Raw genomic sequence first — 15093 nt, forward strand, 5'->3', positions numbered from 1 at the left:
TTCGTTCCTCCTTATTCCACACCTTCCACTACTCCGATGTAAGGAAGATTTCTATATTTCTGGGCATAGTCAAGCCCGTATCCGACCACAAACTCATCAGGAATCTCAAATCCGCAGTAGTCTACCTTCACATCTTTCACTCTGCGCTCCGGTTTATCCAGAAGAGTACACAGACGCATACTGGCCGGATTTCTCTTCTTAAGGACATCGATCAGATAATAGAGCGTGTTGCCGGAATCGATGATATCCTCCACGATCAGTACCTCTTTGTTCTCGATCGACTCATCCAGATCCTTCGCAATGCGCACAACTCCGCTCGACTTCGTCCCGTCGCCGTAACTTCCTACACACATAAAATCCATGGACACCGGCACAGTGATCCTCTTGGCGAGTTCGCACATAAAGAATACTCCGCCTTTCAGCACGCAGATCAGGTGTACCTGTTTGCCCGCATAGTCCTCACTGATCTGTCTTCCCAGTTCTCTGATCCTCTCGTCAACCTTCTCCTCCGGGACCAGCACTCTGATCGTCTCTGACATCTTTTCTTTCCTCCGTTAATTTTATCTCAAGAATCTTCTTTGTTCCGCTTCCAATCTGATATGCCCTGCTCATCCTGTATCCGGGTATCCAGACGACATGCCCGCCGTCCGCTATGAGAAGCAGCCTTTCCCGTTCTTCCCGCGGTATCTTTTCATTCATGTAATAGGCCTTCAGTTTCTGTCTGCCGCCGTTTTTGTTGATCACCAGATAATCTCCGGCTCTTCTTGTCCTCGCAGAAAGACTGTATTCTATTATATCATAATCAATCCATTTCGTGTAGCTTTTTTGCGGGATATCCTGCGCAGTCTTAACATCCGCATTTTCCACAAAACGGCAGACAATCTCGCGGTTTTCCCCCGGGATTTTCGTAACCCCCGGAATCTGAAGCGTCACTTCCTCCGTTTTCTCTTCCGCGGTCTGCTCTTTATCCGCGCCGGCCGGGCGGATGGAAACGCCGTTGCGCGTGCGCCGGGCACATACGCCTCCGGGCAGACTGCTCATCTTTCCTTCCGGTCTGCTAAAAAGCCGCTCCACGGCTTCGATATGAACCGCTCCGATGTCCTTCTCTTCTCCGCGCACAAAGGCAATGCACCTGCGGACGAGCTGAGTCCGCACAGCCGGCATCTCCTGCGCAAACGCGCGGCCGTCTATCTCAAGGCCGGCGCCATTCAAATCTGTGCCGGCCAAACCTGCGCCGGCTGACTCTGCGCCCGCCCGGGTGACGCTCACGCAGTTCTTCCACGCCTGATCCACCCCGGCTTCCAGATAGTCCCACACGTCACATGCCTGCCTTGCCAGCTCGTTTAAGTGGAATGACACTCCCGTATTCACCTGCTGCCCGAGTGCCGGCAGAATATGATGACGGATCCTGTTTCTCGTGTAAATATCCTCGCTGTTTGTCGCGTCCTCACACCAGCCTGTTCCTTTTTCTTCCAGATACTCCGCGATCTGCTCCCGTCCCGCAAAAAGAAGCGGACGGATCCATTTTCCCCGGGCCGGCCGTATACCGCAGAGCCCTTTCAGCCCGGTTCCCCGGGCGATGTTTAAAAGCACGGTCTCCGCATTGTCGTCCCTGTGGTGGGCTGTCGCGATCTTTGTGCATCCGTTTTCCCTGCACATTGTCTCGAACGCCTCCCGCCGCAGGGCACGCCCCGCCTCCTCATGAGATTGTTTCCTTTTTCTGGCAGTTAATTCCACATTTTCATGAAAAAAGCGGCAGGGTACCTGAAGCTCACCGCACAGCCTGCGCACAAATTCCTCATCGCGGTCCGCCGCCTCTCCTCTGAGGCCGTGATTCACATGGCACGCGTACACGCGAAAGCCCAGTTTCTCCCTGAGCGCACAGAGCACAAAAAGCAGGCATACCGAATCCGCGCCCCCCGATATACCTGCAGCCACCACGTCATCCTTCCGGATCATCCCGTGTTCTCTGATATATTTTTCAGCTTCTCTTTCCATCCATTTCATCATATGTAAACTATATACAATTCATTCGGAAAAGTAAAGAGCCATCCTTCCCGGGACATACAGGCATATGGGCACACACTCCGTTCATCCCTCCCATATCCCCACCGCCAGCACGGTCATGTCGTCCTGCGGCTCTTTTCCGGTCCAGGCAAGCACCTGTTCCAGCACATGGTGCGCCATCTCTTTCGGGTTGGATATGGCGCTTCCCTGAATAATTGTCTCAAGGAGTATATCCTGTTCTCCCACCGGCAGGGCGTCGAGCACGCCGTCCGTAACCATAATCACAAAATCTCCGTCTCCAAGCTTCCGCTTCACCGAGTCAATCTCGATCTGGCTGACAACTCCGATCGGCAGGCTCGTGGAACTCAAATGTTCCACCACGTCCCCGTGTTTGATGAATGTGGAAGACGCCCCTGCCTTGATAATCTCACACTCCCCGGTATACAGGTCAAACACGGTCATATCCACGGTGGAGTAATGAATCTCCTCTCTTCCCATCACAAGGGTCGTGTTAATCATCTGGATCGCTGTCTTCACGGGGAAGCCTGCGCCCAGAAGTTCTTCCAGAAGCTCTATGACCATTGTGCTCTCTCTGCATGCTTCTTCTCCGGATCCCATTCCGTCAGAGAGGGCCACCGCCTGCCGGCCTCCCGGTATCTCCATCAGAGAAAAGTTATCCCCGGATATGCCGGAACAGCCTTTGCCGATCCTGGCCGTGCCCTGCATTGTATAGAAAGCCGGCCCTTCCCTGCAGATAACCGTCATATACTCCTGCCCCAGAAGCTGCGGACCGGATTCCGGAAGGACAAACTTCCTTCCCGTAATATCGGTAACAGCCCTCACGATTTCCTTTACCGGAATCTTTCTGTTCTTTATGCTTCTGGCAGTAATGTGAATCTCATATTTTCCCTCTCTGTTCATGAAAAAATAAGTATACAGGACACGGACGCCTTTCTTTTTGAGCGCAGTCATAATCTTTTTCTCCAGGCGCTCATCCATAAAGATACTCTTCTCCAGTTCTTTTGCCGTGTTCTGGATCATATCGGCGAATGTATCCATCTGAATCGCGCAGCTCTCCCTGCTCCTCGCCATCCGGTTTCCCCAGATAATATTCTGCCTCGCCTCATGAAATCCTTCCAGCATCTCCCGCAGGAAGCGGGGCGCCATAATGCACCTCTGCATCAGTTTTCTCTTTGTCTCCGTGTTCAGTTCATTTCCGTACTGATCCACAGCGGAGAGAACTTCGTAGCCCATCTGGTACGTATGCACAAAATTCTCTCCCCAGCACCAGCCGCACTTTTCACATTTTCCGCACACCCTTTCCCTGACTCTCGAAAACATTGCCTCAATCTCTTCGTTTGAAAATGCCTGGCGCTTTTCTTCCAGCCCCACAAATGTCTGCGAAAGCTGTTTCAGAGAATGTGCAAATTTTCCGATCTGCTCCACGTATGGGCTGCCGTACAGTGCCTGTCCGTCTGTCATTGCCGCCTTTCTCCCTTCAAAACATGCGCTGTCCGGGCGCATCAATCACAAAGACCCCGGGAGAATTCTCCCGGAGTCTTCATTCGTAAAATCGATGTTCTGTTTTGCTCTGCCGTACGAGTCTTCACTGCGCAGGTTTGAATATGATCTCATTGGGATCTACAAGCCCCAGCTTGTCCTCCGCCACATCTTTAATGTACTCGTCGGTACCGACATAATCTTTAAACTCTTCCACTTCTTCCGCGCGCTCTTCCTGCTCTTTGATCTGCGCTTCCAACTCCTCTTCCTGAGCCTTGTACTCCGCATTTCTCGCATGAAGCCTTACAGCCCCCGCTGCCAGCGCTCCTGTAAGGCACGCGAGCACCAGACAGATCATCAGCACACTCCTTCTGTAATGGCGCAGTCCCTTTTTCTTACCGCCGGCCTTTCGCTGCGCGATTCGTATCTTTCTCGTTTTTTCCCTGTTCATTTATACTCACCCGAATTCACTGCCGAGGCTTTTTTGCCTCCTGCCTACTCCCTTATCACAAAATATTCTATCCGGTTTCATGGGAGTTTTCAAGTTTTTTCTTTATACCTTTCCATATTTTTGCCATTCCCCTGAAAAACAGATATGCGGCTCCGCAGCCGCAGAGAATCCCGAGCACAAAAAACCAGCGGATATTGCCGTAGGTTGTATCATACATTTTCCGGAATATATATATGCTGGCTCCGATCCAGAAAGCAAAGTCTTCCGCACTGATAACGGCTGCACTGTGCCGGATCAGTCCCCTGAAGCATATGAGAACGCCGTATGCCGACAGAACCGTCACCCCGGCAAGGCACGCATACAGGAAAATTCCTGTTTCTGCCGCGATTCCAAGTATCATTCCCCGGACCTACCTGAACAGTTTTGACAAAAATGTTTCCCCCTGTTTCACCGTGGGGGCAACGTTGGAGTAGGCGATGCTGTCAATGCTGCCGGAAAGATCGACCTCGCCCTTTTCCACGCTCAGTCTGTTGACGTGCAGATCCGTTCCCTTGACCATGAGCATGCCCTGCTCCGTCTCAAGAAGAATCTCATTTAAATCAAACGAAAGGACATCGAGTACTCCTGTCACCGTACTCGTCTTCCTGTTGTTCACCACAAGTTTGTGTGTCTTCGCGATACGCTGCTCTTCCATCCGCACTCCCTCCCACTCTGCTTTTAAATATATGAGAGGCCGTGTCCTTTTATTCCTGAAAATGCAGCCTAAATATATTTAAAGAGTTCCGCCGCATCCTCTTTCTTCGTCGTATCCTGAAGCTTCAGCACTTCCACTTTCACATTCCGTGTGCCGAACTGGATCTCGATTATATCCCCCGGCTTTACCTGAGCCGACGCCTTGGCCGGCCTGTCATTAACCGTAACACGCCCCGCATCGCAGGCTTCGTTCGCCACGGTTCTCCTCTTAATCAGTCTTGAGACTTTAAGAAATTTGTCAAGACGCATTTTCTTTCCTCCTGCTGCTTTCTGACAGGCATCCTCATGGGAAGCCCTGGCTTTGATTCGCCGCCATACAAAAAGGCACTTACAATGCTGTCACATCATAAGCGCCTGACTTTTTCCTTCTTTTCTTTCACGTATATCAGGACTAGTTGATCGCATCCTTTAAAGCTTTTCCGGCTTTGAACTTCGGTGCTTTGCATGCTGCAATCTTCATTGTCTTTCCTGTCTGCGGGTTTCTTCCCTCTCTCGCAGCTCTCTTGCTCACCTCAAATGTTCCGAATCCTACAAGCTGAACCTTGTCATCATTTTTAAGCTGCTCTGTCACAACATCAACAAAAGCTTTTAATGCCTTCTCAGAATCTTTCTTGGAAATCTCTGCTTTCTCTGCGATTGCTGCGATTAATTCTGTTTTGTTCATGGATAAATTCCTCCTCGTTATTGTACATACATACAATTATTCTGTTCTGAATTTTAAAAGGGAATATGCCCCCACACACGCATATTTCCGCCTTTATGTATTGTTATAACGGTTTCCCGATTCTTTGTCAAGATTTATCTTCGTTTTTGCCCCTACAACCGGAGGAATCGGCTGTATTTCACAGGATAAGGCCAAATGTCTTCGCAAGGAAATCATATTTTTCATCGGTCTGGCGCACTGCCAGCTTCAGTTTTTCCACACACTTTTCCGGAAGCCACGCTTTGTTTGAATGGTAGTAGCTGCTGGCCGTTTTCCAGTATTTCTCCGGATAGGCAAGACAGAGTGCGAGATATTCCCGCTCCGCGTCAGAAAGACGCCTTGCTTTTTCATAACTGTCGACAATCAACTGTCCTGTTTTTTGTTTCCAATGATTCTTTTCCATTGCTTTCCGTGTGAGATAATACAGATCTCCTGCCTGTATGTCCACATGCATATGTTCAAAGTTCGTTATCGCCGGTCCCTCTTTTGTCATGAGAATATTATGATAATTATAATCCCCGTGCACCAGATCCCGCCGTCTGCAGCTCTCGGAAAAAAGCTTCATGCATCCGGAGTTTTCCATGCGCGCCGCAACTGCCTCAGCGATGCGGAACATCTTCCCGAAACTGTCCAGGAAAAGGTATTCAAACTCGTTTTTCGCCACTCTTCCCCTGACAAAAGAACGGACCTTCTTAAGCTCCCTGTTGTGGCGCCTGATCTCGTCCAGAGGATTTCTTCCGACAGGAAGTACGCCGCCCGGCACTGTACTGTCGTTCGCTCCGATGCCGGTCTTTGCGCCGCCTGACCACTCTGCCGAATCCGCAAGTTCCAGGTGAAGCAGCGCAAGCTCCTTTGCCGCGCGCGCAAGTTCCCCCTCCTGCCGGATATCACATTCCCGCCCCTGATACCACTTTTTCAGCATATAGACGCTTCCTTCGGCGGACGAAACGAGAAGTTCTCCGTCCTCCGTGAACACCGGGGTGTCAACTTTTACATTTCCTTTCTGTTCAAGCCTGCTGAGCGCTCTGTACAGCAGGAGAGCCCGCCGCCCGGACAGCGCTGTCTCTTTGAGCAGCATCGTCCCCCTGTCTGTGTCACAAAAAAACGCACCCCTTATTCTCCGGGTGCTCCTCACTTCCACGTCGTAGCGCTCCAGAACCTCAAGTTCGTACTCTTCTCTCATGGCTGCCCCCTGTCACTGCGTATTCTGACTCTCTCTAATCTATGAAGGGGACAGCCCGAGTATGAGTATAAAATTCGTCACGCCGGACTGTAAATATTATTCTGTTTCTTTCTGTGCGTCTATCCGTTCTCTTGCATATGCGCACAGCGCTTCTTTTGTATTTCTCGCCGGGTCGTCAATCACATATTCCAGCAGTTCACTCAGCATGCTTCCCATCTCTCTTCCCGGACGCATTCCGAGATTCATCAGATCTCTTCCGCTGACCGCAAGCTGCCGCAGGTTCACGCACTCCTCATTGATAAGCGCCTGCTGGTAAAGTTCCCTGACCGCCACGATATTTTCAATCTTCTCGCGGCGCTTATACGTGCTCTGTGCCTTCACATCCGCCATGCGCACCGCAAGATAATACGGAAAAAGCTCCACTCCGATCCGGTTCATGGCCCGGCGGACATTGGCGGGTGTCGCCTCCATCCGGTAGTCATGATAGCACACAAGCCGCGTGACTTTCTTCACTGTGTCATTGTCAAACTTCAGTCTGCGCATAATCCTGCGCGCGATCTCCTCGCTCACAAGAGCGTGTCCCTTGAAATGATCACGCCCCGCCTCGTCCGTCTGCTTTACCGCCGGTTTCCCCATGTCATGGAAAAGCATCGTAAGGCGCAGAATCTTGTCTCGCTTTATGTTTTTCATAGCCTGAAGAGTATGTCCCGCGACATCGTATTTATGATGCGGCGTGTTCTGCTCCACTCCCGCCATGGCGTCCCACTCCGGAAGAATCACCTTCGTGATCCCCAGTTCATATGCATCCTGAATCCGCTCCGGATGGGGGGACACGAGGAGTTTCACAAGTTCCGTCTGGATCCGCTCCGCGCTGATGTTTTCCAGAGTCGGCGCAAGCTCTTTTACCGCCTCCGCAGTCTCCGGCTCAATGGGAAAATTAAGCTGTGCGGAAAAGCGCACCGCCCGCAGAATCCGCAGGGCGTCCTCGGAGAAACGCTCTTTCGGATCTCCCACACACCGGATCAGATGATGGTTCAGGTCTTTCATCCCGCCGAACACGTCGACCAGCCGCACATCATCATTGTACGCCATGGCATTGATCGTGAAATCCCGGCGCCTTAAATCTTCCTCCAGCCGGTTCGTAAAACGGACTTCCTTCGGATGTCTGCTGTCCTCGTAGGCTCCGTCGATACGGTACGTCGTCACCTCGTAGCTGTCCTTTCCGAGAAGCACCGTGACTGTCCCGTGCTCAATCCCGGTATCCACGGTTCTGCGGAAAAGCTTCTTGATCTCCTCCGGTCTGGCAGACGTGGTGATATCCCAGTCTTCCGGTCTGCGCGCCAGGATGGAATCCCTGACACAGCCTCCCACCGCAAATGCCTCATAACCGTGAAGCTGCAGGTTATTGATAATCATCATTACTTTTCTGGGCAATGCTATCTTCATGAAAATGCTTCCTTCTTACTCAGTATTTCTTCTTCTCTCCTCTGACAGGTAAATATTATAACCTGCTTTTTCCGACCGCTCAACCATTTCAGCGCAGATTCCAGCCTTCTGTCGTCATAAAATGCAAATGTATCGTCCAGAATCACCGGCATCGGCTCCTCAAGAAGCAGATCTGCCGCCGCCATCCGGACTGCAAAATAGATCTGCTCGATCGTTCCTCTGCTTAAAAGCCTGGCGGGAATCTTTCTCTCCCCGTCCCAGACCGCGATCTCCCTTCCGCCTCCGGCCGCGCTCTTAAGTTCCAGTCCGCTGTATTTTCCTTCCGTTACGCCGGCGAAAATCTCCGACGCCTTCCTGCCGACAAGACGGACGGTATCGCTCCCTGTCTCCCGGGCCGCCTTCTCCAGCTCCTGAGCCGCCAGAGCGAGAACACGGCAGCGCCGTTCCAGGTTTTTCTGCGTATCACTCTTTTCGGCTTCACCGTACTGTTCTCTCAGATTCTGAAGACGGATCTCCTTTTCTTTCCACTCGGCGCGGATTCTCTTGAGCTCCCACTCTGCCTGCCGCCTTGCCTCTGTGCTGACAGCTCCTTCACCGTCCTTCTGGGCTTTTGAAAAGTTTCTGTCCTGCTTTCCTCGGTTCTTTACCCCTGCAGCCAGGGCAGACAGCAGAATTCCCACTCCGATGAGAATGATAATCACAGAGATCACAGCCATAGGGAGATACGGCATTTCTCCCTGCCCGGTGATCACCTGGCTCCAGCAGAAGCCCATGACTCCGGCGAATATACCGGCGGCGCCCCACAGCGCTGTTCCCCTGCTGTCTCTGTCTTCTTCTTTCTGCTGAGAATCCGACTGCTCCTGCCTTTCCTGCCTTGTTTTCCTTGCTTCCTGTTCCGCGCGTACAGTCATTTCAAGCGCTCTCTGTTTCTCCTCAAACTCACTCTGAAGACTTTCCATCTCCCGCTCCAGATAGCTGCATTCCTGCAGCAGAGCCCGGCGTCCTTCTTCCCGCTTTGCCTCCTCCGCCCGGAGCGCCTTTTCCGCATCTTTCCGCCGGTTCTTCAGCGTCTCCAGCGCAGCTCCCGGATCGATCTCCCCGCCTCCGGCCTCAAAATATCCGGCAGCATAGTTTTCAAGAGCCTCGGACAGCTCTTCTCCCGGCCTGGATTTGAGCTGCCCCACAGAGACTGTGCTGTCAAAGATCTCCGGGGTAAGTCCCCCGAGAAGCATCTTCAGATCCCCGTGCTCCACGGACAACTCTTCCCCGTCGTCCTCGCAGACCAGAGAGGATCTCCTGCCCGCCCTGGAAAAGTTTCTCTCAAGCCGGAAATTCCTCCCTCCGCAGGAAAAGCGGAGCACGCCCGCGTAGTATTCCGGATGATCCCACGGCTCATATCGGGTGTAGTCGTCCTTTGCCGCGGCTCTCCCCCGGCCTCTCTCCATCCCGAACAGCATGGCGCGGATAAAGGCGTGAATCGTCGTCTTTCCATATTCATTTTCTCCGGTCACGACCTGCACTCCGTCGTGAAAGTAAAAATGCTGTTCCGAAAATTTTCCGAAATTTCTGATATACGCCTCAGTTATTACCATATGTGATCCCCTTCTGTATATCTTATCCCGTCACCGTTATCCTGTCACCGGCGGCTTGCCAGAAGCGCCTCAACCCCTTCGCAGAGCGCCTGGTATTCCTCGCTGCCCTCTTCGCATCCGGCAAAACGTTCTATATAATTCCTGATCAGTGTTCCTCTGTTTTCCTCACAGATCCGCTCAAGATCAAGATCCGGGGCAGTCTCATCCAGAACTTCCATAATGTTTCCAAGCCCTGCAAGTCTCCCGGTGTCGAACTCAATATCCGCGTCTCTCCGGCCTTTCAGCAGAATTTTGTAAATATTTTCATTTCCTGATTCATTTATTGATTTCTCAATCTTTTTCCCGATGCTCCCGCCGGTGTCCGTCTTCTCCACGGGGATCTCCAGATGCACATACTCCCGGCCCGCAAAGGGAATCCAGCGGATATGTGCCTCCCCGTTTTTGATTTCGCCGTACACATATCCGTGAGCGCCTGTGTCATTCCTGTCAACCGGCTCCAGCGCCCCGGCATAAACCGCGCGGTTTCTGATCAGCGCCTGGGGTTTATGGATATGCCCCAGAGCGATGTAGTCAAATCCCGACTGCGCAAGCTGATCTCTGTCAATGGGAATGTGCCTGTCATCGCCGCCGTGAGCGAGAAGGATCTCGCAGGGCTGCACGCCCGGGGCTCTTACTCCGTCGTACAGCGGTTTCCTTATCTCTCTTGCATGATAACTCAGCCCGCACACCGAAGTCTGAATATCCGGGAACTCCACATATTCCATCTCTTTTCCGAAAAGAGGATACACATTGTCCGCCCACTGAAATGTCCGGTAGTTGGAATCCATTCTGATATAGTCGTGGTTTCCGGCGATCAGAACGACTCTCGTATGCGAAAGCCGAGAAAAAAGATAGTTTACTTCCTTCAGTTCCCTGACAAGGGGCTGCCGGTGAAAAAGATCCCCTGCGATCAGAAGCAGATCCACGCTCTCCCTGTCGCAGAGCCCGACCGCTTCCTCAAATGTATCCCACAGCTCACGGGCCCGGTCCTCTCTCTTCAGGTGCCCGGCTTCCGGCTCCGCCCCGAGATGTACGTCCGCGATATGTATAAACTTCATCCGTCTCCTCCCGTCCAGTCGCTCAGAAAAAACAAGTGTCAAAAAGCATAAGTATCCGTATCAGAAATCATATCGAAAAGGACGCCGCATCTGAAAATGCCGCGTCCAAAGCAGCGCGCCGGCACGATTCACCCGGAACGCTTTTGTTCCAAAATTACAAATTATTAATGAAGTTATAATAAAGTCCTGCCGTCTCCGCAAAGAGGCTTTTTCTCCGGCTCTTACAGTTCACAGTTGTTGACTGTCCTCGGGAACGGAATCACGTCACGGATATTGGACATACCGGTAAGATACATGACGCATCTCTCAAATCCGAGTCCAAAGCCCGCGTGTCTCGTGGAACCGTATTTTCTCAGGTCAAGGTAGAATCCGTAGTCTTCCTCTTTAAGCCCCAGTTCTCTCATACGGCTTAAGAGCTTGTCATAGTCGTCTTCTCTCTGGCTTCCTCCGATAATCTCACCGATTCCCGGAACAAGGCAGTCCACTGCCGCAACAGTCTTTCCGTCATCATTTTGTTTCATATAGAATGCTTTGATTTCCTTCGGGTAGTCTGTTACAAATACCGGGCGCTTATAGATCTCTTCTGTCAGATAGCGCTCATGCTCTGTCTGCAGATCACATCCCCAGGAAACCTTGTACTCAAACTTGTCGTTGTTCTTCTCCAGAATCTCAACAGCCTCTGTGTAAGTCACCCGCGCAAAATCCGAGTTTGCCACATTGTGAAGCCGCTCAAGCAGCCCCTTGTCCACAAAGGAGTTGAAGAAATTCATCTCTTCCGGAGCATTCTCCAGCACATAATTGATAATATATTTGAGCATCGCCTCAGCCAGATCCATGTCGTCCTCAAGATCGGCAAAAGCGATCTCCGGCTCAATCATCCAGAACTCCGCCGCATGGCGCGTCGTGTTGGAATTCTCCGCGCGGAACGTAGGTCCGAACGTATAGATACTGCGGAACGCCTGCGCGTATGTCTCTCCATTGAGCTGGCCGCTGACTGTAAGGCTTGTCTCCTTTCCGAAGAAATCTTTCGTGTAATCCACGGTTCCGTCCTCATTCTTCGGCACATTTTCCATATCAAGGGTAGTCACGCGGAACATCTCTCCCGCGCCCTCGCAGTCGCTCCCGGTGATCAGCGGAGTATGCACATACACAAATCCTCTCTCCTGGAAAAATCTGTGAATCGCGTATGCTGCCAGCGAGCGCACGCGGAACACCGCCTGAAATGTATTTGTCCTCGGACGCAGATGCGAGATTGTCCTCAGATATTCAAACGTATGACGCTTTTTCTGAAGCGGATAATCCGGAGCTGACGCCCCCTCAATCAGAACTTCGTCTGCCTGAATCTCAAACGGCTGTTTCGCCTGCGGCGTTGCCACAAGCGTACCTGTCACGATAACCGCTGCTCCCACGTTCAGCTTTGAAACCTCTGCGAAATTATCCATTTTGTCGTGATACACTACCTGCAGAGGATTAAAGTAAGATCCGTCGTTCAGCACGATAAATCCAAATGTTTTTGAGTCACGGATACTCCGCACCCATCCTCCGACCGTCACTTTCTTGTCGAGATATTCCTCCCTCTTCTTAAATATCTCGCGGATCGTTGTCAATTCCATTTTCTAACTGCTCCTTTTCATCACAAGAATGCCGCCGGTCTTCTTTCGTATGCGGACATGTGAAGCGCCGCCGGCGTGTTCTCAAAATAGTATAACACCGTCCGGCTGCTCCGTAAACAGGAACTTTTCACTCTACCAGCTGCATCTTCCGCAGTTTGTACACTGAACACAGCTCTTCTTTCCAAAGGCCGGCTTCCACGGGAGAAGCTTCGCCTCCTGTCCGGATTTCCAGCGGACTTCACGGTTTATATCCTGGATCAGCGCACTCTTTCCGTCCGGAGATATCATCACCACAAGAGGAATGATCGTTTTTTCTTCCGGCCTCATACAGTTCTGATACAGCACGGGTGCATATCGTTCACCACTGATTTCAATCTGCTGCTCCGCAGTTACGATGCGCATACTCCCGTCTTTCTCCATAAATATTCCGGTCTCCGTTCTGCACGGCCAGTTCGCAGCAGCTTCTCCGTGCAGAGTGAAACAGCCAAGCTCTGTTGCGGCACTTGCTGTCTCTATCTCTATTTTTGCTTCAGTATCATTCATCCTCTCTTTTGTCCGCCTCCTTATTCTCTCTGATTTCACAGTACAAAAAATAGTGCCTCTGTCCTGGTAAGATAAGGCACTAATTTTCAGCAACTATTCTTCCGTCGGCCAGGTGTACACTGGCCGGCGGTTCCCTTGTTGAGTATATTACAGGCAATATTTTTTGTCAAAAGAAAACTTGCGCCGGCTTTAAGTAATTTATGTCGTTTTGAAAGGAACTCTTGCCAAACACCCCATTACCGTTTATAATTGCACTTAATCAGATACATATTACCGTTTCACGGGGAGCTGGCCGAAGCCGGCTGAGAGGAGACTTCTTCGTCTCGACCCGAAACCTGATTTGGATAATGCCAACGTAGGGATGCAAAAGGATTTTCTCGAGGTGCCCTGCGCACCTCTTTTTTTATCCCAACAGTTCAGCCACAGAGCTGCCTGCGAGAGAAAATCATGCTGGCATGATTTTTCGAGCGGGCTGCTCTGTGAGCAAAGTAATATTCCTCTGGTTTTTCCGGTTCCGTATCTGATCCAGCAACAGAAAACAGGCCGCCGTTCTTCCATAACAGAACTGCTGCAAAAAAAAGAAAACGGAGGTAACACAGATGGAAACACAGACAAGAGCCTACACAACCCAGATGGATGCTGCCCGCAAAGGGATCGTGACACCGCAGATTCAGACCGTGGCAGAAAAAGAAAAGATGCCGGTGGACAAACTGATGCAGCTTGTAGCGGAGGGAAAAGTCGCGATCTGCGCCAACAGGCTTCACACCTGCCTTGACCCGGAAGGCGTCGGAAGTATGCTGCGCACAAAAGTAAATGTAAACCTGGGCGTATCCAGAGACTGCAAAGATTACAACATTGAAATGCAGAAAGTAATGAGCGCCGTCAAACTGGGAGCAGAGTCGATCATGGACCTGTCAAGCCACGGCGACACCCAGCCGTTCCGCCGGAAGCTGACTCACGAGTGTCCGGCAATGATCGGAACAGTTCCGGTATACGACAGCGTCATTCACTACCAGAGAGATCTGGCCACACTCACAGCGCGGGACTTTATCGATGTGATCCGTCTCCACGCAGAAGACGGCGTGGACTTTGTGACTCTGCATTGCGGCATCACAAGAAAAACAATTGATCAGATCAAGAAACATAAGAGAAAAATGAACATCGTAAGCCGCGGAGGAAGCCTCGTGTTCGCTTGGATGAGCATGACCGGCGAGGAGAACCCGTTCTATGAATATTTCGATGAGATTCTCGATATATGTGAGGAATACGACGTGACCATTTCTCTTGGCGACGCCTGCCGTCCCGGATGTCTCGCGGACGCCACAGACGTATGCCAGATCGAAGAGCTTGTGCGCATGGGCGAGCTGACAAAACGTGCATGGGCGCATAATGTACAGGTCATGGTAGAAGGCCCGGGACATGTGCCGCTTGACCAGGTAGCCGCCAACATGGAAGTGCAGAAGAGCATCTGCATGGGCGCTCCGTTTTACGTGCTCGGACCACTTGTAACCGACATCGCGCCGGGATACGATCACATTACCGCCGCAATCGGAGGCGCTGTCGCAGCTATGAGCGGAGCTGCGTTCCTCTGCTATGTAACTCCCGCAGAACATCTGGCTCTGCCGAATGTAGATGATGTCCGCCAGGGAATCATCGCCTCAAAGATCGCGGCTCACGCGGCGGATATCGCAAAAGGCATCCCCGGCGCAAGAGACATCGACGACCGCATGGCGGACGCCAGACGGAACCTGGACTGGGATGAACAGTTTGCCTGCGCTCTGGATGCCGATACGGCAAAGGCTATCCGTGACAGCAGAAAACCCGAGGAAGATCACAGCGACACATGCAGCATGTGCGGAAAATTCTGCGCGGTGCGGAGCATGAATAAGGCCCTGGCAGGGGAGTATATCGATATTCTCTGATAGATAACCGGGATTTTCGGACTGAAACTATCTCCTGAAAAGAGCCCGCACATGACGTGTAAGGTATCCCTCGGGGACACGCTTGCATGTCATGTGTGGACTCTCACTTTGCAGTATCCACCCTGAGAATCTCAGTTCTTCGCAGCTTTCTCCGCGCGAATCTTCGCATTCACCGTCTCTACACCCAGCTTGAAGTAGATGATTTCAACAAAATTTTCGCGCAGAAATTCGGCATGACCCCCTCGGAATTTCGAAAAGCATCCTTGTCAGCATATAAGGAGAA

At 51.6% G+C, this 15093-nt stretch carries 15 protein-coding genes and 1 riboswitch; of the genes, 1 reads left to right on the forward strand and 14 read right to left on the reverse strand.

Annotated features, from left to right (window positions below; translation table 11 throughout):
* Positions 1–11 precede the first annotated feature (11 nt).
* From hpt to LKD70_RS07080, 14 genes are all read right to left on the reverse strand, one after another.
* Positions 12–539 (reverse strand): hypoxanthine phosphoribosyltransferase, encoded by a 528-nt coding sequence (hpt, locus tag LKD70_RS07015; protein ID WP_227707330.1) that lies wholly within the window; start codon positions 537–539, stop codon positions 12–14.
* A complete protein-coding gene (gene tilS / locus LKD70_RS07020) occupies positions 496–1998 on the reverse strand; it encodes a tRNA lysidine(34) synthetase TilS (RefSeq protein ID WP_227707331.1) in 1503 nt (500 codons plus the stop codon). Before tilS ends, hpt begins: the two co-directional genes overlap by 44 nt.
* A 93-nt stretch (positions 1999–2091) precedes the next feature.
* Complete coding sequence (locus LKD70_RS07025; protein ID WP_227707332.1) at positions 2092–3489, reverse strand: SpoIIE family protein phosphatase; 1398 nt, start codon at positions 3487–3489, stop codon at positions 2092–2094.
* A gap of 124 nt (positions 3490–3613) precedes the next feature.
* On the reverse strand, positions 3614–3958 hold the full coding sequence (locus LKD70_RS07030; RefSeq protein ID WP_227707333.1) for a septum formation initiator family protein: 345 nt from the start codon (positions 3956–3958) through the stop codon (positions 3614–3616).
* A 67-nt stretch (positions 3959–4025) separates the two neighbouring features.
* Entirely contained in the window at positions 4026–4358 is a 333-nt protein-coding gene (yabQ, locus tag LKD70_RS07035) for a spore cortex biosynthesis protein YabQ (protein WP_227707334.1), read from the reverse strand.
* A gap of 9 nt (positions 4359–4367) precedes the next feature.
* Positions 4368–4652, reverse strand: a complete 285-nt coding sequence (yabP, locus tag LKD70_RS07040) for a sporulation protein YabP (protein WP_227707335.1) — start codon at positions 4650–4652, stop codon at positions 4368–4370.
* 68 nt (positions 4653–4720) lie between these two features.
* Positions 4721–4960 carry an RNA-binding S4 domain-containing protein gene (locus LKD70_RS07045; protein WP_227707336.1) on the reverse strand — a complete coding sequence of 80 codons (240 nt, stop codon included), beginning with the start codon at positions 4958–4960 and terminating at the stop codon, positions 4721–4723.
* 142 nt (positions 4961–5102) lie between these two features.
* Positions 5103–5375, reverse strand: coding sequence for an HU family DNA-binding protein (locus tag LKD70_RS07050; RefSeq protein WP_087152215.1), 273 nt, complete (start codon positions 5373–5375; stop codon positions 5103–5105).
* A gap of 178 nt (positions 5376–5553) precedes the next feature.
* On the reverse strand, positions 5554–6597 hold the full coding sequence (locus LKD70_RS07055; RefSeq protein ID WP_227707337.1) for a CotS family spore coat protein: 1044 nt from the start codon (positions 6595–6597) through the stop codon (positions 5554–5556).
* 96 nt (positions 6598–6693) lie between these two features.
* Entirely contained in the window at positions 6694–8043 is a 1350-nt protein-coding gene (locus tag LKD70_RS07060) for a CCA tRNA nucleotidyltransferase (RefSeq protein ID WP_227707338.1), read from the reverse strand.
* Positions 8040–9635 (reverse strand): ATP-binding protein, encoded by a 1596-nt coding sequence (locus tag LKD70_RS07065; RefSeq protein ID WP_227707339.1) that lies wholly within the window; start codon positions 9633–9635, stop codon positions 8040–8042. The genes LKD70_RS07060 and LKD70_RS07065 overlap by 4 nt, the downstream gene beginning before the upstream one ends.
* Positions 9636–9679: 44 nt before the next feature.
* On the reverse strand, positions 9680–10732 hold the full coding sequence (locus LKD70_RS07070; protein ID WP_227707340.1) for a metallophosphoesterase family protein: 1053 nt from the start codon (positions 10730–10732) through the stop codon (positions 9680–9682).
* Between the two features lie 221 nt (positions 10733–10953).
* Positions 10954–12345 carry an asparagine--tRNA ligase gene (asnS, locus tag LKD70_RS07075; protein WP_227707341.1) on the reverse strand — a complete coding sequence of 464 codons (1392 nt, stop codon included), beginning with the start codon at positions 12343–12345 and terminating at the stop codon, positions 10954–10956.
* A gap of 132 nt (positions 12346–12477) precedes the next feature.
* Entirely contained in the window at positions 12478–12888 is a 411-nt protein-coding gene (locus LKD70_RS07080) for a hypothetical protein (RefSeq protein WP_227707342.1), read from the reverse strand.
* 271 nt (positions 12889–13159) lie between these two features.
* A riboswitch (TPP riboswitch) is annotated at positions 13160–13267 on the forward strand.
* A 220-nt stretch (positions 13268–13487) separates the two neighbouring features.
* Here LKD70_RS07080 and thiC point away from each other — a divergent pair.
* Positions 13488–14810, forward strand: a complete 1323-nt coding sequence (gene thiC / locus LKD70_RS07085) for a phosphomethylpyrimidine synthase ThiC (protein ID WP_227707343.1) — start codon at positions 13488–13490, stop codon at positions 14808–14810.
* Positions 14811–15093 lie beyond the last annotated feature (283 nt).

Origin of the sequence: Ruminococcus turbiniformis (assembly GCF_020687545.1) — a bacterium.
Taxonomy (GTDB): Bacteria; Bacillota; Clostridia; order Lachnospirales; family Lachnospiraceae; genus Mediterraneibacter; species Mediterraneibacter turbiniformis.

Coding starts and splice junctions, on each gene's coding strand:
- LKD70_RS07050 (WP_087152215.1), bottom strand. CDS start 5,375: ATGAACAAAACAGAATTAATCGCAGCAATCGCAGAGAAAGCAGAGATT.
- LKD70_RS07070 (WP_227707340.1), bottom strand. CDS start 10,732: ATGAAGTTTATACATATCGCGGACGTACATCTCGGGGCGGAGCCGGAA.
- LKD70_RS07080 (WP_227707342.1), bottom strand. CDS start 12,888: ATGAATGATACTGAAGCAAAAATAGAGATAGAGACAGCAAGTGCCGCA.
- LKD70_RS07065 (WP_227707339.1), bottom strand. CDS start 9,635: ATGGTAATAACTGAGGCGTATATCAGAAATTTCGGAAAATTTTCGGAA.
- LKD70_RS07055 (WP_227707337.1), bottom strand. CDS start 6,597: ATGAGAGAAGAGTACGAACTTGAGGTTCTGGAGCGCTACGACGTGGAA.
- yabQ (WP_227707334.1), bottom strand. CDS start 4,358: ATGATACTTGGAATCGCGGCAGAAACAGGAATTTTCCTGTATGCGTGC.
- yabP (WP_227707335.1), bottom strand. CDS start 4,652: ATGGAAGAGCAGCGTATCGCGAAGACACACAAACTTGTGGTGAACAAC.
- LKD70_RS07060 (WP_227707338.1), bottom strand. CDS start 8,043: ATGAAGATAGCATTGCCCAGAAAAGTAATGATGATTATCAATAACCTG.
- hpt (WP_227707330.1), bottom strand. CDS start 539: ATGTCAGAGACGATCAGAGTGCTGGTCCCGGAGGAGAAGGTTGACGAG.
- tilS (WP_227707331.1), bottom strand. CDS start 1,998: ATGGAAAGAGAAGCTGAAAAATATATCAGAGAACACGGGATGATCCGG.
- LKD70_RS07045 (WP_227707336.1), bottom strand. CDS start 4,960: ATGCGTCTTGACAAATTTCTTAAAGTCTCAAGACTGATTAAGAGGAGA.
- LKD70_RS07030 (WP_227707333.1), bottom strand. CDS start 3,958: ATGAACAGGGAAAAAACGAGAAAGATACGAATCGCGCAGCGAAAGGCC.
- LKD70_RS07025 (WP_227707332.1), bottom strand. CDS start 3,489: ATGACAGACGGACAGGCACTGTACGGCAGCCCATACGTGGAGCAGATC.
- asnS (WP_227707341.1), bottom strand. CDS start 12,345: ATGGAATTGACAACGATCCGCGAGATATTTAAGAAGAGGGAGGAATAT.
- thiC (WP_227707343.1), top strand. CDS start 13,488: ATGGAAACACAGACAAGAGCCTACACAACCCAGATGGATGCTGCCCGC.